General features: G+C 61.6%; 23 protein-coding genes and 1 other RNA gene. 17 read left to right on the top strand and 7 right to left on the bottom strand.

The features are described 5' to 3' along the window. The first annotated feature begins 32 nt into the window (after positions 1-32). The 16 genes from HA052_RS24355 to HA052_RS24280 all read left to right on the top strand — a co-directional run bounded on the left by HA052_RS24355 (position 33) and on the right by HA052_RS24280 (position 13,633). Positions 33-566 (top strand): phage tail tube protein, encoded by a 534-nt coding sequence (locus tag HA052_RS24355; RefSeq protein ID WP_166453995.1) that lies wholly within the window; start codon positions 33-35, stop codon positions 564-566. A 236-nt stretch (positions 567-802) separates the two neighbouring features. Then, positions 803-1,102 (top strand): hypothetical protein, encoded by a 300-nt coding sequence (locus tag HA052_RS24350; RefSeq protein WP_166453994.1) that lies wholly within the window; start codon positions 803-805, stop codon positions 1,100-1,102. A gap of 108 nt (positions 1,103-1,210) precedes the next feature. Further along, complete coding sequence (locus HA052_RS28170; protein WP_166453993.1) at positions 1,211-5,503, top strand: tape measure protein; 4,293 nt, start codon at positions 1,211-1,213, stop codon at positions 5,501-5,503. Positions 5,504-5,509: 6 nt separating this feature from the next. Beyond that, positions 5,510-6,019, top strand: coding sequence for a hypothetical protein (locus tag HA052_RS24340; RefSeq protein WP_166453992.1), 510 nt, complete (start codon positions 5,510-5,512; stop codon positions 6,017-6,019). Next, positions 6,019-6,702 carry a hypothetical protein gene (locus HA052_RS24335; protein ID WP_166453991.1) on the top strand — a complete coding sequence of 228 codons (684 nt, stop codon included), beginning with the start codon at positions 6,019-6,021 and terminating at the stop codon, positions 6,700-6,702. The genes HA052_RS24340 and HA052_RS24335 overlap by 1 nt, the downstream gene beginning before the upstream one ends. After that, on the top strand, positions 6,699-8,468 hold the full coding sequence (locus HA052_RS24330; RefSeq protein ID WP_166453990.1) for a hypothetical protein: 1,770 nt from the start codon (positions 6,699-6,701) through the stop codon (positions 8,466-8,468). Before HA052_RS24335 ends, HA052_RS24330 begins: the two co-directional genes overlap by 4 nt. A 2-nt stretch (positions 8,469-8,470) precedes the next feature. After that, positions 8,471-8,857 carry a hypothetical protein gene (locus HA052_RS24325; RefSeq protein ID WP_166453989.1) on the top strand — a complete coding sequence of 129 codons (387 nt, stop codon included), beginning with the start codon at positions 8,471-8,473 and terminating at the stop codon, positions 8,855-8,857. Further along, entirely contained in the window at positions 8,854-9,186 is a 333-nt protein-coding gene (locus HA052_RS24320) for a hypothetical protein (protein WP_166453988.1), read from the top strand. The genes HA052_RS24325 and HA052_RS24320 overlap by 4 nt, the downstream gene beginning before the upstream one ends. Then, positions 9,183-10,235 (top strand): hypothetical protein, encoded by a 1,053-nt coding sequence (locus HA052_RS24315; protein WP_166453987.1) that lies wholly within the window; start codon positions 9,183-9,185, stop codon positions 10,233-10,235. The genes HA052_RS24320 and HA052_RS24315 overlap by 4 nt, the downstream gene beginning before the upstream one ends. 35 nt (positions 10,236-10,270) lie before the next feature. Beyond that, positions 10,271-10,840 carry a hypothetical protein gene (locus tag HA052_RS24310; protein WP_081575636.1) on the top strand — a complete coding sequence of 190 codons (570 nt, stop codon included), beginning with the start codon at positions 10,271-10,273 and terminating at the stop codon, positions 10,838-10,840. Next, positions 10,833-11,012 (top strand): hypothetical protein, encoded by a 180-nt coding sequence (locus tag HA052_RS24305; RefSeq protein ID WP_019099896.1) that lies wholly within the window; start codon positions 10,833-10,835, stop codon positions 11,010-11,012. The genes HA052_RS24310 and HA052_RS24305 overlap by 8 nt, the downstream gene beginning before the upstream one ends. A gap of 10 nt (positions 11,013-11,022) precedes the next feature. Next, on the top strand, positions 11,023-11,496 hold the full coding sequence (locus HA052_RS24300; RefSeq protein ID WP_166453986.1) for a hypothetical protein: 474 nt from the start codon (positions 11,023-11,025) through the stop codon (positions 11,494-11,496). After that, positions 11,496-12,404, top strand: coding sequence for a tail fiber protein (locus HA052_RS24295; protein WP_166453985.1), 909 nt, complete (start codon positions 11,496-11,498; stop codon positions 12,402-12,404). The genes HA052_RS24300 and HA052_RS24295 overlap by 1 nt, the downstream gene beginning before the upstream one ends. A gap of 64 nt (positions 12,405-12,468) precedes the next feature. Continuing rightward, positions 12,469-12,693 (top strand): hypothetical protein, encoded by a 225-nt coding sequence (locus HA052_RS24290; protein WP_166453984.1) that lies wholly within the window; start codon positions 12,469-12,471, stop codon positions 12,691-12,693. Continuing rightward, positions 12,690-13,142, top strand: coding sequence for a lysozyme (locus HA052_RS24285; protein ID WP_166453983.1), 453 nt, complete (start codon positions 12,690-12,692; stop codon positions 13,140-13,142). The genes HA052_RS24290 and HA052_RS24285 overlap by 4 nt, the downstream gene beginning before the upstream one ends. Continuing rightward, positions 13,127-13,633 (top strand): hypothetical protein, encoded by a 507-nt coding sequence (locus HA052_RS24280; protein WP_166453982.1) that lies wholly within the window; start codon positions 13,127-13,129, stop codon positions 13,631-13,633. Before HA052_RS24285 ends, HA052_RS24280 begins: the two co-directional genes overlap by 16 nt. 166 nt (positions 13,634-13,799) lie before the next feature. Here HA052_RS24280 and HA052_RS28060 read toward each other — a convergent pair whose 3' ends face one another. From HA052_RS28060 to HA052_RS24260, 4 genes are all read right to left on the bottom strand, one after another. After that, positions 13,800-15,452, bottom strand: a complete 1,653-nt coding sequence (locus HA052_RS28060; protein ID WP_277345154.1) for a methyl-accepting chemotaxis protein — start codon at positions 15,450-15,452, stop codon at positions 13,800-13,802. A 132-nt stretch (positions 15,453-15,584) separates the two neighbouring features. Then, entirely contained in the window at positions 15,585-16,526 is a 942-nt protein-coding gene (locus HA052_RS24270) for a hypothetical protein (protein ID WP_166453980.1), read from the bottom strand. A gap of 53 nt (positions 16,527-16,579) precedes the next feature. Continuing rightward, complete coding sequence (locus HA052_RS24265; protein ID WP_166453979.1) at positions 16,580-16,999, bottom strand: hypothetical protein; 420 nt, start codon at positions 16,997-16,999, stop codon at positions 16,580-16,582. 20 nt (positions 17,000-17,019) lie between these two features. Then, a complete protein-coding gene (locus tag HA052_RS24260; protein ID WP_166453978.1) occupies positions 17,020-17,478 on the bottom strand; it encodes an AcrIF11 family anti-CRISPR ADP-ribosyltransferase in 459 nt (152 codons plus the stop codon). 116 nt (positions 17,479-17,594) lie between these two features. Here HA052_RS24260 and HA052_RS24255 point away from each other — a divergent pair, with 116 nt between their 5' ends. Next, positions 17,595-18,248: an SOS response-associated peptidase gene (locus HA052_RS24255; protein WP_240937558.1), complete on the top strand. Its 654-nt coding sequence runs from the start codon at positions 17,595-17,597 to the stop codon at positions 18,246-18,248. Here HA052_RS24255 and HA052_RS24250 read toward each other — a convergent pair. The 3 genes from HA052_RS24250 to ssrA form a co-directional block, all read right to left on the bottom strand. Next, entirely contained in the window at positions 18,231-19,487 is a 1,257-nt protein-coding gene (locus HA052_RS24250; protein ID WP_166453977.1) for a Y-family DNA polymerase, read from the bottom strand. The genes HA052_RS24255 and HA052_RS24250 overlap by 18 nt on opposite strands. Further along, entirely contained in the window at positions 19,487-19,912 is a 426-nt protein-coding gene (locus HA052_RS24245) for a LexA family protein (protein WP_166453976.1), read from the bottom strand. The genes HA052_RS24250 and HA052_RS24245 overlap by 1 nt, the downstream gene beginning before the upstream one ends. A gap of 306 nt (positions 19,913-20,218) precedes the next feature. Further along, positions 20,219-20,316, bottom strand: a transfer-messenger RNA (tmRNA) gene (ssrA, locus tag HA052_RS24240); the annotation flags it as partial.

Here is a 20,316-nt window from a genome sequence, read left to right as displayed (position 1 = left end):
CGGCGGTTTTTTTATGCCCATAGGAGACGGAAATGGCAGCGATTATCGAACACAGTTTCATCGGCAATGGCGTGGTGAAACTGCAGAAAGGCTCTGCGCCCGCGCGCGAGGTTGGCAACTGCTCGGCCCTGAGCATCAAATTCAGTACCGATGAAAAAAAGATTCAGGACTATACGCGCGGTGGCGGCGGTAATGCCAACAAACTCACCCGCATTAGTTCGGTTGATGTCGAAATGGACCTGCGCGAGCTGTCGCCGGACAACATCGCGCTTGCTATTCAGGGCGATGTATCGATTGACGCTACCAGTAAAGACGCGACTATCGAAGCGCTGACCCAGCTGGGCGCCGAGTACAAGTTGACCTTCGAAGGCATGAACGAAGCGCAGGGAGGCGCCAAGGTCAACGTCACCATTCATCGTTTCAAGCCGAGCCCGACCGAGGATCTGTCTTTGATCGGCGATGACTTCGCCACGTTGAAACTCAAGGGTGGCGTGCTGGTTGACCGAAGCAAACCCGTTGGCAAGTCCATGTACTTCCAGGTGGTGATGGCGACGCAGACGTCGTGATGCCTGGGCCCGGCAATGCCGCCGGGCAAAGAACGGAAATCCCACAAGAGGAAATCCTATGTCGTGATGCGGATAGTGAGCGCTAACGCTTACTCGAAGATCTCGACAATGAATTTCCTTTTCATGGTTTCCGTTCTTTCTCTGATCTTACTGGTTCAAAGGCTGAGCTTGCTGTCGTTCATCAAGCTTGTTGTTGTCCTTTGCCTGCTTTGCTTGCTTTCTTACCTGGTTCCGAAATGAAAAAAAGCAAAATCACCACGCTGGATATCGGCCGAGACGTGGTCTGCCGCGAACTGACGGTCGCCGAGATCCGCGCGTTGTTTGAGTACACGCCGGCGGATCAAGTCGATGCATTTCTCCTGCCGGGCATCTCGCTGACCGAATTGGCCGCAATGACCGATTTACCGCTGGCAGACATGGCGGAACTGCCGCCGTCGCAGCTTGAAAAAGTCCTGGCCGATTGCCGGGAGGTCAATTCGTATTTTTTCGACATGCAGGCCCGCCTCGAAAAGCTGCTCGCAGCGGCGAGGTCCTGAAGCAATTCGACATGCTGGTTTCGGCTCTGATCCGCCTGGGTCATAGCGAGGCCTGGCATTACACCCATTCCCAGTTCCAACACGCGATAGACGAAGCCGAGGCCGCCCATGGCAAACAATAACGACATGCTGATTCGGATGGTGATGGCAGGCGATGCGTCCCCGTTCCTGAAGGAAGTCGTAGCCGCCGAGCAGAAATTCGGCAGCGTGCTGCAGGGCATGTCGTCTACAGCCGCCAAGATTGAACTGTTCGGGAAAACTCAGGAGGGGGCGAAGAAGGCTTCTGCCGAGTTCTTCAAGCTGAAGACCGAAACCGAAGCGTATAAGCAAGCACTTGTTGCGGCAACTGGGCCATACCAAGCCTTCATTTCTGAAATGGGCAAGGCTGAAGGGGTGGCGCGCAGTAGCGCTTCTGCTCAGCGTTACCATGCCGAAAGACTGGCTGAGGTATCCGCAGCCCAGAAGGAGGCGGCAAAGGCATACGCTGCGATCAAGAAGGAATCGCTGTCCGCAAAGGGGTACGCCGAAGACTATGCCGGTGCCTTGGCTATGGCAAAGCGTGAGCTTGAAGCCTCGAATGTGGCTTTGGAAGGCCAGCAGCGTGTTTTCGCAAAAGCCAAGAAGGAATACGCCAACAGCAAACAAGCAGTAGCCGCGTATAAAGCCGAGATGACGTCGGCGCGTAAGCCTGTTGACGACTTGGAGAAACAGGTTGCCAGTTCGGCTAAGGCCCAAGAAAAAGCCGAGTCGGCTATGCGTAAGCAGCTCGAATCACTTCAGGGGCTGCGCAAAGAACTGAGCGCCGCGGGCGTTGACTCGCGAAATCTGGCTTCGGCCCAGGCGGACATGACCGCCAAAATTGCCGCGGCTACGAGCCGAGTAGTGCAAAGCCGCCGCATCAATGCGGCCAGGGATGTACTTGGCATTCGTTCAAATCTGGATATTGAACGGGAAATCACTCAAACCGAAGCTGCTTATGAGCGGCTGGCGAAGAGTGGAACCTTGTCGATGGCAGAGCAGGCACGGGCGGCACAGATAGCTCGCGCGCGTGTTTCTGAACTAAAAGCAGAGCTGAGTACCGTTCAGGCTGTGCCGCCCCAGTTGTTGCAGAACCGTCGTATGAATGCGGCGAGGGACGTTATTGGCATACGGTCAAACGTGGAGATTGAGCGGGAGATAACCCAAATCCAGGCCGCTTACGAGAGGCTTGCGAAAAGTGGGACTCTGACGATGTCAGAGCAAGCACGAGCGGCGCAAGTGGCGCGCGCCCGTGTCGCTGAATTGAAAGCCGAGTTGGGTACTGTGCAGGCAGTCCCGGCCAAGCTGCTCCAAAGCCGGCGAATGAATGCGGCCAAGGAGATATTGGGGCTCGGCAACGACGACGCCGGCCGCAGCCTGCAACTGGCGCAGGCCGCGTACAACCGGCTGATCAACAGCGGCCAGTTGAACTTCGGCGAACAGGTCGAAGCGGCACGGGCCTTCCAGGCGAAGGTCCGTGAAGTGCGCGGCGAGTTGGCGGCGCCGGCCGGCACTGGCTTCCTGTCCGGCGTCCGAGGCGAGATCATCGGCACCGTTGCCGCGCTGGGTTCGCTGACTGGCGCAGTCCAGGCAACCATGAGCGTCCTGAGTAAGACAGGGGCTTTTGAAACGCTGCAAGTCCAACTCAACAACGTTGAGAAATCATCTGTTCTTGGCGCTCACACCTTCAAGCAATTGAAGCAACTGGCGCTGGACACACCGTTCGGCGTGCAAGGCCTGACCCAGACCTACACCCAGTTGAAGAACTTCGGCCTCGACCCGATGGCCGGCTCACTCCAAGCAATTACCGACCAGTCAGCAAAACTGGGCGGAAGCCAGGAAACGCTGACACGGATTGCGCTGGCGCTGGGCCAGGCCTGGAGTAAACAAAAGCTGCAGGGCGAAGAGGTTTTACAGTTTGTTGATGCCGGCGTCCCTGTGTGGGATCTGCTCGGCAAGAAGTTGAACAAGACCACGGCCGAACTGCAGGACATGGGGAGCAAAGGGCTTCTGGGGCGTGACGTAATCCGCCAGTTGATCCAGGCTATGGAAGAGGAATCCAAAGGCGCCGCTTCATCGCAGGTTGGCACCTGGCAAGGCATGGTTTCCCAGTTACAAGATATTTGGGACCAGTTCCTGGCTGAGGTTGGCAACAATGGCCCGCTGGAAGCTGCAAAATCGCAGATCAAGTCCCTGATGGATGCCATCGCCCAGGCGATGGCCGATGGCTCCGCCGCCGACATGGGACGCAATCTTGCTGCGATCATCAGCACGCTGGGTGAAACCATCCGTGTGACCGTCGGTTTTGTTCGTGAACACGCTGACGCCATCAAGCTTCTGATCGGCAGCTATGTGGGCATGAAAGTGCTGGTGCAGGTCGCGCAGTGGGTAGGCGCGCTGTCCGCTGCGCTGAATACGCTGCGCGCGATTGGATCGACCAAGATCGCGATTGGGATGGCCGTCGATTCGTCCGGTATTGCCAAGGCTATAGGTGAAATCGCACTTCTCAAGACCGCGATTGGCGCAATCCCTCTTGCAGCCGTGGCGGGGTTTGCTGCTCTTGGCCTTGCCGCAGCGGCGGGGGTAAAGGTTGCGATTGATCAATTCGAAATCTGGAATGGTCAGCAGGAGCGCGCGCTTGAATTGAGCCGCGAAATTCTTAAGCAGTACCAGAGCGTAGGCGACCCGACGAAGTTCCAAACGATTGATACGCCTATTGTCGGTTCGGCAACCCTGAATGGTTATAGCCGTGAACAACTGGCGCTATATGACGATGCTCTGCAAAGGGCGTTGAAAACCAAGCAGCTGCTGCTCCAGCAGCGCGCAGAGTCAGTTGAGCGCGGCGGCGGCGACGCCACCCAGGACGCCGAGGCCCGGAGGCTGGCGCGCGAGGCTGCGGCATACAGCAAGGCCCTGGCCGACTACAAGGCCTACACCGAAAACCGCGTCAAAGAAGAGGAGCGCTTCGGCAAGAACGTCGACGCGGTGCGCAATGGCGCGCTGGCAGGCTTGGCTGAGAAACTGGCGAAGGAGCAGAAGCTTTACGACAAAGCCAACGATGCGCTCAAGACGGCGACCGAGGCCCGCAAAAAGCATCAAGAGGCCTGGTATGGCAACAAAGCCGTTGACCCGGCGAAGAAGGCCAAAGACCCGGCGACCATGGGCGTCACCGACTACTACGAGGGATTGTCGAAAGCGAATGCCCTCGGGCGGAAGGCGCAGGAGAGCCAAGCCAAGGCGGCCAAGACGGGGAAGGACGCCGATCTTCGGCAAGCCGCGCGCGACGCCACGGCGACGGAGAAGGCTTTCGAAAGCTTGATGGACACCATCAACAAGCTGCGCGAGGCCGGCAAGATCACAGAGGGGGAGTTCAACTTCTTCAATGACCAGGCCGGCCGGGCCCAAGACGGGTTTGATGAAAAGACCGTCAGCAAAGCCAAGGATCAGCTCCAGCAGGCGATGGAAAAGGTTGAAGCTCTTAAGCAAGCGGCCGAGAGTGTCAAGAAGCTGCAGATCGGCTTCGATGCAGCCAAGGGAATTGCAGACCTGGATAGCTTGCTATCTCAGTTCCAGGCAACGGCTCAGTCCAAGCCGGTGAAGGTGCCGGTTCAGTATGTCGGGCCAGATGGCAAGTATCTGAGTGATGCGCGCCAGGCCCTTGGCTTGCCGGAACGCCCACCACCAGGTGTTTCTGTCGGTGGAGGCACTTCGGACCCGCAAGCGGAGGCGGCCAGAGCCAGGCAACAGCAGGAGGCTCAGAACTTGGCGGAAGCGCGCCGCCAGGTTGGCTTACCAAGCGGCGACGCAGGGGCAAGCAAACTGCCGATTGGTTTCGACCAAGAGGCAGGAAAAGCGGACCTCAACAAATTGCTGACCGATTCGCAGCAACTGGCCCAGAACCAGCCGGTTCAAGTCCCAGTGAAATACGTCAGTGATGGCATGCCACCACCCGCCTCATTGGCAGAAGCTCGCCGGCAAGTTGGTTTGCCAGAGAAAGGGCCCGGCTTCTCCGGCGGCGGCTGGACCGGACCCGGCGGGAAGTATGAGCCGGCCGGCGTTGTCCATGGTGGCGAGTTCGTGCAAACGCAAGAGCGGATGCGCGAGCCCGGCGCGCTGGCTTTCATGTGGGACTTCCACCGCCGTGGCATGGGCGCGCTGCAGGATTGGCGCGGCTACGCCAACGGCGGGCTGGTCGGCGCCGCGCTGCCGACGTTCGCCGACCGCATCAGTCTGCCGGATGTTGGCGGGCTGGCGCAGCCGGCGGCCAAGGCTCTGGGCACGCTGATGCTGTCGCTGGGCGGCCAGCAACTGGCTGTATCGGCTGACCCAGGCGAGGCCAGCGACTTCATGGCCGGCGTCCGCCGGCTGCAACTCAAATCGTGAGGCGGTATGAACGCACCCATGTTCCAGATCGGCGGGCTGGTCTGCCCGCTGTTGTCGCATCTGGATTTCACCCAGAACTATGAGCAGCTGGCGTCGCGGGTCACGCTGCGCTCGGCCAGCGGCGCGGGCTTCCGGCAAACGCGCTGGACCCGGCTGAAAACCTCGCTCCAGGGCGGCGGCTGGCTGCCGGCCGGCCTGTCCGTGCTGGACCTGTCCCAGCCGTTGGAGCTGTGGTGCGCGTCGCCGCGCGCCATCGCCAGCCCTGCCGCCAGCATCGCTCTGCCGGCGCATCGTTCGGACATGGGCGTTTACGGTGTCGCGGTGCTGGCCGGTGGCGAGACGGTGGAAACCGTGGTGGAAGTATCCGGCGCGGTGGCCAATCTCGCGCCGGTGCCGGGCGCGGTCGGCTATCAGGTCAGCTACTGGCCTGTGCTGACCGTGTTCGCCGAGCTGACGGAAACCGGCGACCTGGCCGCCGGCAATTTTCAGTGGACGCTCAACTGCGAGGAGGTGTGATGGACATCTACTGGAACGACCTCAAGGCGGATTTGCCCACCGGCCTGTCCCCGATGCAGATGGGAAACCCGGACATGCTGATGCTGCGCGCGTTCGGCATCACGATGCAGCCGGCGGAGAAGCGCAACCGGCGGACGGTGGTGTGTTTTCGCGCAAACGACGGCAGCAAGGCCGAGCTGATGCACCTGGACTTTCAGGAGTTCTTTATCAACCGCGCCGCTGAGCCGGTGCGCGTCGGCGGAGAGATGCAGCAGCAGCAACACAACTGGGACGGCGTGGCCTGCCAAGCCTTCGTCACGCAGTCCGCGGCGTCGCTGAGCGCGCTGTTGAAACGACCGGCCCAGGCATTTGAAGCCGAAGCGATGCCGACGGCGCCGGCGGTGCTGTTCGATCTGAGCGGGCTGCCGGCCGGCACCGAGTGCTTTGTCTATGCACCAAACACCAAGGCGTTGGCCTGGCCGCGCTGCTCCTTCGTTGTCGCAAACAACAGCGGCAACGTGTTCACGCTGCAGAACGACGGCACGATCAAAAACAAGGACGGCTCGGCGGTTGTTCCGCCGCAGATGGGGCCGGGCCAGACCCGGTCGTGGTATTTGGATCTGGCGATGCACGTGCCCTCGATGTGGGGCGATACCAGCACGCCGCCGGCGGCATACGTTTTGAATGAGCTGAGACTCCCATGATTCTGACCCCCATTGCCGGCGCGCCGCTGGCAGCGCTGCCTGGCCCGAGCAAAAGCCCGGGCGAGCGCGGTGTTGTCAGCCTGCCGCTGGCGCTGTCAAAAGGCGCGGTGGCGCTGTCTTTGCCGCTGCACCTCGTGGCGCTGGGCAGCCCGCGGCACGCCGGGCAATGGGATGTGCGCGCGGTGCTGGAGCAGCAGGATGTCAGCGCCTGGCTGACCGGATCCGTTCGGATTGAAGCCGAGGAGGGGCTGGCGCGGATCTGCGAAATCCAGCTGCTGCCTGGCGCGCCGTACACGCTGGCCAGCGTCAGCGGAAAGCGGCTCATGGTGGACCTGCAATGCGAGCCCGGCGGCGCGTGGTATCGGCGATTCACGGGGCGCGTCGAAATGCCGGAGTTGAGCAGCGCCACCGGCGTGCTGACGCTGCACGCCACCGACGGCCGCCGCGATCTGCTGGCGCGCAAGCCGCGGGCGGATCTGGCGTCGCTGCTGGGGGGGCACTGGTCCGACTTGGTGTTCAGCCCGGACGCTGATTCGCTGCGCTACGCGGAGGACAGGCTGTCGACGGTACAGGCCTCGTTCGATCTGGACGTGTACGGAAACCCGCGGGTGACGCCGTGGCGCGTCGGGCTGCCGGCGTTTCGCTTCGACGCCGGGGTGATCCTGGATCAGACCTTGCAGCTTAAAACGAACCGGCTGGCGGAGCTGTTCAACACCGTGGAGGCGAAGTTCGAATTCCGCTTCCCGCGGCTGAACGAGTGCCGGCATCGGTTCACATGGGAGAACAGCCAGCGGCTGGCGGACTTCTTCCTTGGCAAATTCCGCTATCCGGAGAAATCAGCTGTCGCCGGCGCCGCCAGCGGTACGGGCTGGACGGTGGTGAACACGACTTATCTGCCCAGTCCGCCCCAGCAGTATTTTTCAGAAAACGGCGTGCTGTACTTTTGGAAGAACCCGTTCACCAGCACCCCGGAGGCAGACCCCTACTGCAGCCGGGCCGAAGTAGATCTCAAGTGGCGATGCGCCCAGCAGATCACGGAAGAAATCAAGGTGGTGGCGGTGGCGCCGGACTCAGTGGCCGCCTATGGCACCCGCAAGAAGGAAGGCAGCACCGGCCAGTTAGCGGTCGAGGTCGATACCAGCGGCTGGGAGAAAGGCGAAGCGACGTTTGAAGGGCCGATGCCGGATCTGGATTGGCTACCCGGCCAGGGCCGTGCGCAGGTCAATGTCGCGCTGCAATGCCTGTTGGCCGAGGCCGCTGCGCAGATCGCCGCGAGTCACCGCAATGCGACCCTGACGTTTCATGTGCCGGCGCATTCGGAGCTGGACGTGTGCCACACCGTGGCCGTCGAGCATCCGCAAGTCGACGCCGCCGGCAAAGTGCAGCGGGTGGTAACCACGCTCGATACCGGCAGCGGCCGTGCGGTCGACGAAATCACCATGGTGTTGTTCGGCGCGCTGGCCGTGGGGACGGTGCCGGTTGATCCTTTGCCGGCACCGAAAAAGCCTGAGATCCCGCAGCCGCCAATGAGCACCACCGGCAGCGGGCAAACGACGCTCGACGTCAGCAACACATCGACGGCAACGCATGACGGCTTCCTGGGCTTTTCGGACAAGCCGTCGACCGAGGATGCAACGCGAGCGTCAGAGTTCCGCATCACCGTGCCGGAGATACCGGCCAGCACACGCGACCCGCTGACCGCGCCGGCGACAGTGTCGTACCGAGTCGGCGTGCCGGCGGACATCATCACATTGAAGAGGGGTTAGGCATGGCGGTGACTTTGGGGTTTTACAGCGACGCGGCGCTGACCGTGAAGCTGGCCGGTCTGCCGCTGAGAATGGCGGCGGATGGCCAGCGCCTGGCTGCGCGGTTCTGGCTGGGATCGCCAGACCCCGGCACGTTCAACTCGGGCTCGCCGCCGCTGCAGCTGGCACCGCTCAGCGCCGGCAGCGGTGAGCCGATTGAGTCGATTCGACTGGCGAGGACCGAGGCCGCGCTGGAAACAGCACCGCCCGGCGGCGCGCTGGAGTTGCCGACACCGCTCCAGGGCGGAGCGGAGAACGCGCTCGAAATCTGGGTGCGCTGGGACCACTCTGGCAGCAACGGCGCTTGGTCGAATGTGAGTTTGACGCTAGGTGAGGTGATCCAGACATGAAGCAGTCCGACGCTAAGATGCTGGCGCAGACGCTGGAGCAGACGCGGCGTGCGGGCCAGGCCAAGGCCGCTTTGCCGAAGCTGCCCGCGCCGGGCGCACTGCCGGCGAAGACTGGCGCCGGCCATGGCACGGTAAGCGGGCAGACGGCGTCTACCGGCGCCATTGCCGGCCCGCTGGTTGAGAAAGACGCGAGCCTGCGGCAGTACCACGCAGAGACGAGCATGGCGACGAGCGACGGGCTGTTCGTGATTAAGGTGCAGCCCATCAAGCAGGTCACGCTGACTGACGCCAACGGTAAACCGGTGGTGATGGAGTACGCCGCGCCATGAAGCTGGATACCCGTTCGCCGCTGCCGATGGCCAGGCCGACCGCAGCCGGCCATCCATTCCATGGCCTCGTCAAGCAGGGACTGACGTTACCAAATGGCCGCGTTGTGCCCTACAGCGTGCTGGGGATTTCGACCCGGCTGAAAGTGCCGGGCTGGGAGGGGCAGGAGCAATACGACCCGGTCACGGGTTACCGCTGGCTGCCGTATGCGATTTACCAGCGGTACAAGAACTTTGACGGCTGTTATCTGTACGGCCGCTTGATTAACAACTGCGACTGGTTCGTTGCGTTCGGAGTGAACGACGTGTGGGCGGTTGGCATCACCGCCACCGGGCTTACGCTTAAATGCCTGAACCGGCCGGGCACCAAGTCGTTTCCCTTGAACTGGGGCGCGGTGGCGGATGCATTCAAGCCGAACACCGGCTGGAAATGGGGCCTCGCCGCGGTGTCGCCCAGCGGTAATGCCGCGGTGCTGTCGTTCATCGGGAAACTGAATATCTATGCGGTAACGCTGCAGCTTACACAAAATGGCGCAAGTATCACTATCTCCGAACACAGCGGATGGGGCGCTCAGTCCGGGCACATGTATGAGCGGAGGCTGGGTGTTGCTGGATTCGTGTACGGGGAGGGTGTTGCGCCTGCGATATGTGAGTCCGTGATCCTATCCTCATCAGTAGAGGAAATCCCCGAGGTGCCCGGTGTATCAGGTGCTAAAACGCGCTTCAAGGCATTGTTCGAGTGGAGAATAGGTTCGGTTAAGCTGGGCCAATTTTGGATTGAACAAGAAACATCGCCGATGGGGATGGTTACTACAGAGCTGCGACAGATTCAATCCGGGGTATTACAAGCCCCTGGGTTTGTGTGGGAATTTGAAATCGCGTTCAACAATATTGGCGATGGCCTGGTGATGGTTGGGAAATACGAGACATACGGCGTTGTCGATCTAGTCGCCGGCACCGGCACTTTGTGGCCTGCGGGAGCAACACACGTCGCCGTCCACCCGGTGACCAGGCAATTAGTTTTTGACGATGCGCCAATCTGCTTTGCCTGACCCGCCATACCGGCGGGTTTTTTTATGGAGTTCGAATGGATCATTTCAATGGTGATACCTGGCGTCGGCATGTCCGGCTGGAGTCCGGCCAGCTGTCGGCGCGGCCGGTGGCGGCGATTGACTCCAGCGGTGCGGCCGTCCGGTTGAGCGTGCCGGCGCATGGCCTGCCGCCCGCCTGGCGCGCTGCGGTGACCGGCGTCGCTCTGCCCGGGCTGACCGCGCGCAACCGGCCGCCGGCGGTGGATGACTTCTATCAGGTCATGGCCATTGATCAGAACACGCTGGAAGTGATCAACGTGTCCGGTGCTGGCTGGCCGCGCTACACCGGCGGCGCAGTGTTGCAGTTCGGCGCGCCGCTGGATCTGGCCGGCGTGAGCGCGCGGGCGACGTTTCGGCAACCGGGCGGCCAGCCGCTGCTCGTGCTGTCGCAAGCGCCGGCGCTGGTTGTGGAAACGGGCGGCGTCTGGATTACCGCTCCGCCAGCGGATACCGCGCGCTGGCCCTCTGGCCCGATGGTTTGCGCGTTGGAACTGACTTGGCCGGACGGCGCGGTGCGCACGGTTATCGCCGGCCGCTTCACAGTGAAGGAGCCGGGAGATGGATAAGCAGCCGCTAGCGGTGGTGCTGGACACCGACGCGGTGACGGTAGTCGTAGAACAGGCGCCTGAACTGCGGGTGATTGAGGGTGTGCCAGGGCCGGTCGGGCCGCATGGCAAAAACGCGGTGGACGATTTCGATTTGGACATCGCGCTGCTGTACCAGATAGCGAAACTTTGAGGAGAAGCCCATGAGCTTGCAGACACGAATTGCCGAGCTGGCCCAGGCCATCGGCACCGATATCAAAGCCCTGACCGCGGCGCAAGGCAGCCTTGCCGCGTTGAACACCACTCAGAAGTCCAGCCTGGTCGGCGCTATCAACGAACTCCAGGCACTGGCCGGCGGCGGCGCGGTGATCGACGACACGGCGGCGAGCGCTGGCAAAGCGTACTCGTCGGCCAAAGTTGTCCAGCTGCTGGCCGACCTCAAGGGGCAGATCCTGGGCGGCGCCAGCTCCGCTTACGACACACTGCTGGAGATCGAGCAGAAGCTCGGCTCCGATGGCTCCGCCATCGCCGGCCTGTTGGCCGCGGTCAATGCCCGGATCAGCTATGCCGACGCCCAGACGCTGACTGCCCAGCAGAAGGCTATGGCCTGCGCAAACATCGGCATCGGCGACCCTGATACGGATTTCGTTGCTGCCTACAACGCCGGCAAAGCCTGATGCTGGCCGCCAACATCGCCGCAGGTTTTGCTGCCGCCGGGCGGGATATAAAGGCGTTGGCGGCGGCCGGACAGATTGCTTACTTTGCTGGCCAGAATCCGCCGGCTGGCTGGCTGCGCGCAAATGGCGCGGCGCTGGCGCGCGATCACTACGCCGAACTGTATAGCCTGCTGGGCAGTGCCTTCGGTGATGGCGTCAGCACGTTCAACCTTCCTGCAGTGCCGGCGCCGGCCGGGCTGATGGCCTGCATCCGAACCGACGGCCAGGCAGTGCAGCCGCCCAGGTCCGTTGAAGTGCATGCCTTCCAACCGTCGACGGGCGAATACCTGGGCGCGCGGCTGGCGGACCTCTCGCCGAACGAGCCGGGCGACGTGGTGCTGCTGCCGCCTTTCTGCACCACCTCAGCGCCGCCGGCCGCCGGCGCGAACCAGGCGGCAGTATTCGATAGTGGCCAGTGGCGGCTGGTGCCGGACTACCGCGCGGCCAGGCTCTGGAGCACCGCGACGGCGTTGAAGGTGACGGCCCAGCTTGGGCAGTCGCTGGCTGACCTGGGTGCCACGGAACTGCCGCCACCGTTCTTCGGAGTGTGGGATGGGCAGGCCTGGCAGGTGGACGAAGCGGCGCGCGCGGCCGCCGATGCCGCCGCGGCACAGCCCGAGTTCCGCTATCTCGACGACTCGACGCGACGCAATGCGCTGATCCAGCAGGCGCAGCAGGACGCGCGGCAACTGCTGCTGCAGGCGTATGTGGCGCGCAAGCCGCTGGAAGTCGTGGCACTGGCCGGCACCGCAACGCAGGCCGAGCAGGATCTGCTCGCGGCGTGGAAACGCTATTGCAATGCGTTGGCGAAGTTGTCCCAGCAACCAGGCTACCCAGCCACAATCGCATGGCCGGTGCCGCCGGCCTAATGCACGCAAACGAATAGATTTACCACCTGGGCCTCCGGCCCATTTTTTATTTCTGGGAGGGGAAATGCGGGATATGGGCAAAGCGGGGGAGTTCGCATCGGAAGCGGTCAAGGCTGCGCCGCCGGTGACGATTAGCGCGGTCAGCTTGTACGGCATCAGCGTGGCGGACTGGGTCAGCATCCTGACCATCGCCTACCTGTTGATGTTGTTCTTCACGTCGGGGCCGAAGGTGGTCGCGGCGGCGCGCCGCTATGCGGCCGAATTCAGGGAATGGAGGACAGGGAAATGAGCAAGGCGAAATTCATCGTGAGCGGAGCGCTGGCGCTGGGCCTGGCCATCGTGTCGCAGTTCGAAGGACTGAGGACCAAGGCCTACCTCGACCCGGTGGGCATCCCGACGATCTGCTACGGCAGCACGGCCGGGGTGAAGCTGGGGCAGACGCGGACGGTGGAGGAGTGCAAGGAACTGCTGGCGGGAGAGTTGGGTAAATCGATGGCCGCAGTTGACCGGCTGGTCAAGGCGCCGCTGCCGGACACGCGCAAGGCGGCGCTGGGCTCGTTCGTCTACAACGTCGGCGAAACGGCGTTCTCGCGCTCCAGCATGCTGCGCAAGTTGAACGCCGGCGACTGGCGTGGCGCGTGCAATGAGCTGCCGCGCTGGAGCTACGCGAAGGGCGTGCAACTGCCGGGCCTGGTTAAGCGGCGCGCCGCGGAAAGGGAGCTATGTTTGCGCAATTGAAACTGCTGGCTGGGGTGGTGCTGGTGGCGGCCGTGGCCGCCGCCGGCTGGCACTACCGCCAGGTGCTGGCCGAGCGCGATGTCGCGGCCCAGCGCGCCGAGGCGGCGGAGCGGGTGGCGGCCGGCGAGAAGGCGGCCAGGGCGAAGGAACAGGCAACCGCTCGCAGTGACAACGCGGCAGCTGCCGCATACCAGAAGGAACTGGAGAATGGGAAAATTGAACAGCAGGGGGCTGTTGCTCGTCTGCGTGCTGCTCTCCGGCTGCGCGACCAGCGCGCTGCCGGTGCCGGAAGTCTGCCCGAAGCTTCCGCCGGCACCGGCCAGCGTGATGGAGAAGCAAGCGCCGAATTTTCTGATGCGCAGCGAGAAAAACTTGCAGAGGCTCTTGAGCGATTTGGGATTGAGCAGTACGCCATTGCCGGCGACTCCGACAAAGCCGCCAAGGGACTCGGCGCCTGTCAGGTGATACTCAGCTCGGATCGCGCTCGGTAGTGCTATCTTGAGAGCGAAAAAAAAACCAGCCAAATAATGGCTGGGGGTCATGGTCGATACAGGATGCTAACATTGTTATGCCAGCTTTCTAATTGTACTGGAACATCAAAGCTATATAGCTGGCCGTAGGATCAGAAACGGCACTTAGAGTCTACCGGAAATTTCTCTACAACTTAAATGCAAGTGTCGTCTGCTGCAACCGTTCCGCAACAACCGCCAATTCTCGAGTAGCTTGCGAAAACACTTCTACGGCTATGCCGTTTTCCTTGGACATCTGGGCGATGGCCTCCACGCGGGTGGCCAGTTCGGTGCTGGCCTGACGCTGTTCCTGCATCGCCATGGCGATGTCGCTGATGGCGCCTACCACGCCTTCCGCGCTCTGTTCCACCGAGCTGATGGTGGTGGATACGTGTTCCGAGGATTCCACTACCTGGCTGACGATGTGGCGGCTGCTGCGCATGCTGTCCACCGCCTCCTTGGCCCCGGCCTGGATCTTGGCGATCATCTGGGTGATTTCGGTGGCGGAGCCGGTGGTGCGCTCGGCCAGCTTGCGCACTTCGTCGGCCACCACGGCAAAGCCGCGGCCCTGTTCGCCGGCGCGCGCGGCCTCAATGGCGGCGTTGAGCGCCAGCAGGTTGGTCTGATCGGCCACTTCCTTGATGACGGTGGCGATGCTGCTGATCATCTGCGCTTGCTCGGACAAGGATTCCAGGTTGTTGGCGGAGGCGGCCACGCTGTCGTTGACCTTGCGCACCTGATGGGTGGAGTCCTGCACTTCCTTATTGCCTATCTTGGCCTGGCTGCCGGCTGCGCTGGCTTGGGAGTCCGCCAGCGAGGCGTTGTTGGAGCATTGGTCGATGCTGACGGTCAGTTCTTCGATCGACGCGGCGGCGCTGGAGGTGGCGTTGACCTGTTGGCCGATGCTGGCGCTGACTTGTTCGGTGGAGGCGGCCAGCTCCTCGGCGGTGGCGGCCACGCTGGAGGCGGAGTTGATGATGTCGCCCACGGTGACGCGCAGTTTTTTCTGGGTGTCGGACAGCGATTGCATCATTTGGGCCACTTCGTCCTTGCCCTGTACTTCGATCTCGCCGGTCAGGTCGCCGCTGCCCAGTTGGAACAGCGCCGCCATGCCTTTTTTCAGACTGCCGACGATGCCGTTTTGAATCATTACGCCCAAGGCCAGCAGCACGATAACAGCTGCCACCAGCACGCCGATGACCACGTTGCGCTCTTGTTCATATTTGGCAATGGAGTCTTTCAAGGACTGGTCCGCCAGCTTTACGTTGATGTCGACGATCTGGCTCATGATGTCATCGACGATTTGGAATTTGGGCCGGCATTCGGTACGCATCACATCCAGTGCTTTTTTGTTGTTCACACCGTCGCCGGTGTCGCTGTAGCTGAGGTCGCGGACTTTTTTGCAGGCTTCCTCCATGGCCGGCCAGGCGGCGTCAAAGCGTTTGAGCGCTTCTACTTCCGGCGGGGTGAGGTTGGATTTGCGATAGAGGTCCATCAGCCGGTTCATTTCCGCCAAGAATTTGGCTCGGTTGGCGGTGACTTGATCCATTTGCTTCTTGTCGGATTCGGCGATGAAGCGGTAATCGGCACGGCTGATGTAGACGGCGTTCTGGTTGGCCACCGCCACCCAGTTGACCGGCATCAGTTGATTGTCATGCATGTTGACCGTCAAGGCGTTCATTTCGGCGGTGCTGCTGATGCCAACGGCCCCAATAATAACACTCGCCGATATACTAAGGATAATCAAACCTAAAAACTTAGCTTTGATAGTAAATTGAGCTAATAATTTTCCCGGACTCATCATCATTCGGTCCCCTAGAGTTTTTTTCAGATTTGCAACTCAATTGTTTTTAGCCCAGCAGATTAGTTCACGCAAATTGATATTTAAAAGTACTTGCAAACGCAAGCCAAAATCACATTCGAATAGCGATCCTCAATTCGGATCGCGCTCAGTAATGCCGTGGCAGACCGCCAGCCAGATGTGATGCCGAACCGGCAGTGCCATGGGCTGTTGATTGCTGCCAGAAGTAAGCCATTCTTGCAGGCGGCTGGCAGGCCACAGGCAAAGTTCGGACAGTGCCGCGTATGTTAGCGGCTGACCGGTGGCGGCCAGGTGGTGGGCGGATATGGCACGATAGAAATCCGGCTGGCTCAAATCCATGACGGTGCGCCATTCTGGTCTGGCGCTTGCCGGGGCTAGCCGAGGTTTCTTCGATGTGCGGTAGCGCGGAATGCCCAACTGTTTTCGCTTGCGGGTGATGGTGCGAGCCGGAATGCCTGCCTCTCTTGCCAGCACGCTATCTTTGACAGACCCGAGCCTCTCCAAAATGGATGCAGGCCAGTGGATGGCTGTCTGCGATTCGGGGTGTGCGGGAATCCCGAGACGGGATCGCCGTTGTCTGACGAGGTCAAGACTCACGCTCAACTTCTGCGCCACGGTTTTGTCGCTGCTTTTGCCGAGCAAGGCATCCATTTCTGGCGTCCACTTTGTGTGCGGAGCAAACGCAGGGATGCCAAGCCGCAGACGCTGGGCTCTAACCGCCCCCAAAGATCGGCCTAGTTTCTTGCCCAGACTCGCATCGGGCATGGTCCCCAACTGCGCGGCTTCCTCGTCAGTCCACTGATGCCACACCACAGGCACTGTAGCCGGGATGTTGAGGCTAACTCGCTTTCTCCTCACCACGTCCAGGCTTACCCCCTTCAATTTGCCAAGCTCAGCATCGGACACCTTCCCCAGCAATGCCAGTTCATCATCGGACCACTCGATCTGACTGACTGGGCGGTGCCTGTCCCCTGACAGGCCAAGGCTATTCGCCTTCGCCCGGATGGCCGGCGCCGAGCGCTGCAAGAGCGCTTGTAGCTTTTCGGCCGGCATACGTCGGTAGTGCTTGCGGAGGAGTGCTATCTCACCCGGCGTCCATGTAGCCTTCATTTCCGTCCGCTTTCCGGCAATGTGGCCGCGTCGATCTGGTCGCTGAGCCATTCCATGCCCAGCGTCCGCAGCTTATCCCAGCGTTCCGGGGTCAAGCGGATGCTGCCGGATTTTGTTGGGTTATCCGATGACTTGCGGCCGGCTCCGGGGCGAGCGCCGCCGTGATTCTTGGCATACCACGCCGGCGCAAAATTCTGCCCGTACTCTGCGCGCTCGGCGGCTTCCATATCGGCTTGTATGCTGGTCCCCTCGCTTTCTATCGCCCGTTGCAATATCGCGATGTCCTCCTTATCCAGTTCAATTCCATACACTTCGCCGATATCAGTAGCAAAGGGCCAGTCGCTCCACTTAGCGTCATTGAGTTTATTGTTTTCCTCCACGGCCAGGATGGCTTCCTTCAAATTTTGATAGCGCATGATATTCACCTGAATGAAAGTTAGATGGCCTTCAAATCCTGCTCACGACCCAGCATCTCCACCATATAACTGGCACCTTGTTCGTCGGACACGCGCACCGCGCGGAAGCCCAGCAGAGCGGCGGCGCGGGCGGTGGCGTGCTGGATGTCCCAAGAAGCGTCGCCCAGGTCTTCCGGTTCCACGTTGGATTCGATGTCGTAGATGGATTTGGACTCGTCGATCAGCGCTTCGGCGGTGTCTTCGTCGATGTCGTAGCGGGCGGCCACTTCAGCAACCAAGCTGTCCAGCTTGGCGGCGTCTTCGTGATAGAACAGCTCACCGGCGCCGATGCATTCCGATTCGTCTAGTTCGATGGAGTAAGCCTTGAAGCTGCCGGCGGTCATTGCATAAACATGGCTGGAGAAGAACAGGAACGAGCCATAGCGACCATGGGCATTGATCTGGCTGATAGCTTCCTGCGAGGTGTGAAACAGTTCCATGTCCTGCTCCATGTGGCGTTTTGTTACTTGAATTATGTATTACGAAATTCAAGATAGCAAGGCCATAATCAATAAGCCTGCTTGCTTCGTGGCATGTGTTGCAAAAATACAATGACATGCTTTGCTATAGTGATGTCATGTGCGTCAACTTCACCCCGCCCACTCACCGCCAACTGTTGGACGGCTTCGGCCTGGACGCCACCGGTCTGGAGTGGCGCGCCGAGACTTGGCAGGACTACACCGCGCCCATCATCACCGCCGGCGGCCTGCTGCTGGCCAGCTACGGCTTTATCCCCAAACCCCATCTGCCGCCTGGCGTGCGCCTGACAACGATGAACGCGCGCGCCGAAACGATAGGGGAGAAGCCGACTTACAAAGGCGCGTGGCGCCGGTGCCAGCTTTGTCTCGTGCCGATGCAGGCCTTTTTCGAACCGTGCTATGAAACCGGCCGCGCGGTGCGCACCAGCATCAGCCTAGTCAGCGGTGAAACGTTCGCCGTGGCCGGCATGTGGCGCGAGTGGCAGGAGCCGGAGGGCGGCGTCTCGCATGCGTTCACGCAGATCACGATCAACGCAGACCAGCATCCGCTGATGAAGCGCATGCACAAGCCGGGTGACGAAAAGCGCTCGCTGGTGATCCTGCCGCGCGAGCGTTATGGCGATTGGCTGGCGTGCCGCGAACCGGAGCTGGCGCGGGCGATGCTGGCGCCGTTTCCGGCCGAGCTGATGCAAGCGGCCCCGGCCCCGGTCAAATCAGCCAACGCTCAATAGCTGATCGATCCGAGTCGAGTAACACGGCGAGCGCAGGTCTTGCCGCATGTGCCAATCCGCCGTCAGCTGTTCTGCGGCGGTCCGCAGCGTGCCGCGCCCCCAGTCCCTGTTGATCTTGTCGATGGCGGCCATCAACCGCGCGCGGCGCGGGTCCGGCGGCGCGGCGAACAGGTCCGACTGCTGCACGCCTTCGTCGCCGATCTCCAGCAGCATGATGCCGGCCTTGTGATATCGGAAGCCCGGCCGGTATACGTGGCGCAGGCCGGCCAGCGCCGCTTTGGTAATCAGCAGCGTGTCGCTGCTCGGCTGGACAAGCGGCACGACGATATAGGGCCGGTATTGCGGCGTGTCGGCAAACGGGCTGGTCATGATCTGCACTGCCACGAGCTTGGCCACGCTGTGCTGCTGGCGCAGCTTCTCGGCGCCGCGGGCGGCATGGTGAGCGACGGAGGCGGCGAGGGTGGCCAGGTCGGTGACTTTCTCGCTGAATGATCTGCTGGCGATGATCTGTTGCTTGGCCGGCGCCACGTCCTCCAGCGCAAGGCAGCTGACGCCGTTCAGTTCCTGCACCGTCCTTTCCACCACCACCGAGAACGCGCGCTTGATCCTTCTCGGATCGGCGCGCTTGAGCTGCAGCGCGGTGGTGATGCCCATCGCGCCGAGCTTCTCGGTCAGCCGGCCGCCGATGCCCCAGACGTCTCCGACCGGGATCTGCCCCATCAGCGCATCGGCCTCGACCGGACTCAGCCAGTCCCACGCGAACACGCCGCCCCATTCGGCGCGCTTCTTCGCCACGCGGTTTGCCAGCTTCGCCATCGTCTTGGACGTGCCGAACCCGACGCATGTCGGGATGCCGACCCGCTGCAGCACTGCTTGCCGGATGCGGTGGCCGTGGCTGTCCAGATCCGGCATGCCGTCCATGCCTAGAAAGCACTCATCTATAGAATAGATTTCTTGCTCCGTGGCGAACTCGGACAGCACGCGCATCATGCGGTGGCTCATGTCGCCGTAGAGCGCGTAGTTCGAACTGAACACCGCCACCTTGTGCCGCCGGCAGAGCCCGGCAATCTCGAAGAAGGGGCCGAACATTTTCAGGCCCAGCGCCTTGGCCTCCGCGCTGGCGGCGACGACACAGCCATCGTTGTTGCTCAGCACTACAATCGGCCGGCCGGCGAGGTCGGGGCGAAACACCCGCTCGCAGGACGCATAGAAGGAGTTGCCATCCACCAGGGCGAACATCAGCGGAACCTCTTCACGCAGCCGCGTACTACGCCCCAGACCTCAAGTTCCTGGCCATCGGCCAGTCGGATCGGAGGGTAGGCCGGGTTCTCGGCGATCAGCGCGCAGCGGCCGCGCAGGTTGTGCAAGCGCTTAACGGTAAACTCACCATCGACAACCGCGATCACGATGTCGCCATGGTTCGCGGTCAACCCCTTGTCGACTACCAGCAAGTCGCCCTCATCGATGCCGGCGCCGCGCATGGAGTCGCCACGGACGCGGACAAGGAACGTCGCGGCCGGGTCGCTGATCAGATAGCCGTCGAGGCTGATGGCGTCGTCGAGGTAGTCGTCCGCCGGGGAGGGGAAGCCGGCGCGCACCGGTGCGGCGGCGACGGGCAGCAGCAGGCCGCCGGCGGCTGGCCGGCTGGGTGGATGTGAAATCATGGTCGTTAAATTTGAATGCGTACAAATTCAAATTACATGATGGATGCGGGAAGTCAACCGAGTACTGAAGGATTACCCGGCGGGGTTGGTCGATGGAGGCACTTGTCCCGGATGGAATGGCATGCGATGCTGATAGCGGCTGTGCGCCGCCCGTTGATATGCATCTTGGGAAGGTGGAAAGCTAGGGAGAAAAGGGCTCGGGGAAAGCTGACCAAAAGGCTGACCAACCCACCCCAAATAGCCCAAAAAAAAGCCCCGTATGAACGGGGCTTTGTTTCGTAAGCAATTGATTTTGCTAAGAATTGGTGGTGGAGGCGGCGGGAATCGAACCCGCGTCCGAAAGTCCTCTACAGTGAGTTCTACATACTTAGTCGTGTCATTTGGATTTAACCGCTGCCACGCCG

Source organism: Chromobacterium fluminis (assembly GCF_011602385.1).
Taxonomy (GTDB): Bacteria; Pseudomonadota; Gammaproteobacteria; order Burkholderiales; family Chromobacteriaceae; genus Chromobacterium; species Chromobacterium fluminis.
The sequence above is the reverse complement of the archived record's forward strand: the minus strand, read 5'-3'. Positions and strand labels throughout refer to the sequence as shown.

Bases quoted from the DNA above. Each gene is read 5' to 3' on its own strand.
- HA052_RS24270 (WP_166453980.1), bottom strand. From the start codon at position 16,526: ATGCCGGCCGAAAAGCTACAAGCGCTCTTGCAGCGCTCGGCGCCGGCC.
- HA052_RS24300 (WP_166453986.1), top strand. From the start codon at position 11,023: ATGAGCTTGCAGACACGAATTGCCGAGCTGGCCCAGGCCATCGGCACC.
- HA052_RS24255 (WP_240937558.1), top strand. From the start codon at position 17,595: ATGCTTTGCTATAGTGATGTCATGTGCGTCAACTTCACCCCGCCCACT.
- HA052_RS24265 (WP_166453979.1), bottom strand. From the start codon at position 16,999: ATGCGCTATCAAAATTTGAAGGAAGCCATCCTGGCCGTGGAGGAAAAC.
- HA052_RS24285 (WP_166453983.1), top strand. From the start codon at position 12,690: ATGAGCAAGGCGAAATTCATCGTGAGCGGAGCGCTGGCGCTGGGCCTG.
- HA052_RS24315 (WP_166453987.1), top strand. From the start codon at position 9,183: ATGAAGCTGGATACCCGTTCGCCGCTGCCGATGGCCAGGCCGACCGCA.
- HA052_RS24305 (WP_019099896.1), top strand. From the start codon at position 10,833: ATGGATAAGCAGCCGCTAGCGGTGGTGCTGGACACCGACGCGGTGACG.
- HA052_RS24350 (WP_166453994.1), top strand. From the start codon at position 803: ATGAAAAAAAGCAAAATCACCACGCTGGATATCGGCCGAGACGTGGTC.
- HA052_RS24310 (WP_081575636.1), top strand. From the start codon at position 10,271: ATGGATCATTTCAATGGTGATACCTGGCGTCGGCATGTCCGGCTGGAG.
- HA052_RS24330 (WP_166453990.1), top strand. From the start codon at position 6,699: ATGATTCTGACCCCCATTGCCGGCGCGCCGCTGGCAGCGCTGCCTGGC.
- HA052_RS24245 (WP_166453976.1), bottom strand. From the start codon at position 19,912: ATGATTTCACATCCACCCAGCCGGCCAGCCGCCGGCGGCCTGCTGCTG.
- HA052_RS28170 (WP_166453993.1), top strand. From the start codon at position 1,211: ATGGCAAACAATAACGACATGCTGATTCGGATGGTGATGGCAGGCGAT.
- HA052_RS24325 (WP_166453989.1), top strand. From the start codon at position 8,471: ATGGCGGTGACTTTGGGGTTTTACAGCGACGCGGCGCTGACCGTGAAG.
- HA052_RS24290 (WP_166453984.1), top strand. From the start codon at position 12,469: ATGCGGGATATGGGCAAAGCGGGGGAGTTCGCATCGGAAGCGGTCAAG.
- HA052_RS24260 (WP_166453978.1), bottom strand. From the start codon at position 17,478: ATGGAACTGTTTCACACCTCGCAGGAAGCTATCAGCCAGATCAATGCC.
- HA052_RS24355 (WP_166453995.1), top strand. From the start codon at position 33: ATGGCAGCGATTATCGAACACAGTTTCATCGGCAATGGCGTGGTGAAA.
- HA052_RS24335 (WP_166453991.1), top strand. From the start codon at position 6,019: ATGGACATCTACTGGAACGACCTCAAGGCGGATTTGCCCACCGGCCTG.
- HA052_RS28060 (WP_277345154.1), bottom strand. From the start codon at position 15,452: ATGAGTCCGGGAAAATTATTAGCTCAATTTACTATCAAAGCTAAGTTT.
- HA052_RS24320 (WP_166453988.1), top strand. From the start codon at position 8,854: ATGAAGCAGTCCGACGCTAAGATGCTGGCGCAGACGCTGGAGCAGACG.
- HA052_RS24295 (WP_166453985.1), top strand. From the start codon at position 11,496: ATGCTGGCCGCCAACATCGCCGCAGGTTTTGCTGCCGCCGGGCGGGAT.
- HA052_RS24250 (WP_166453977.1), bottom strand. From the start codon at position 19,487: ATGTTCGCCCTGGTGGATGGCAACTCCTTCTATGCGTCCTGCGAGCGG.
- HA052_RS24340 (WP_166453992.1), top strand. From the start codon at position 5,510: ATGAACGCACCCATGTTCCAGATCGGCGGGCTGGTCTGCCCGCTGTTG.
- HA052_RS24280 (WP_166453982.1), top strand. From the start codon at position 13,127: ATGTTTGCGCAATTGAAACTGCTGGCTGGGGTGGTGCTGGTGGCGGCC.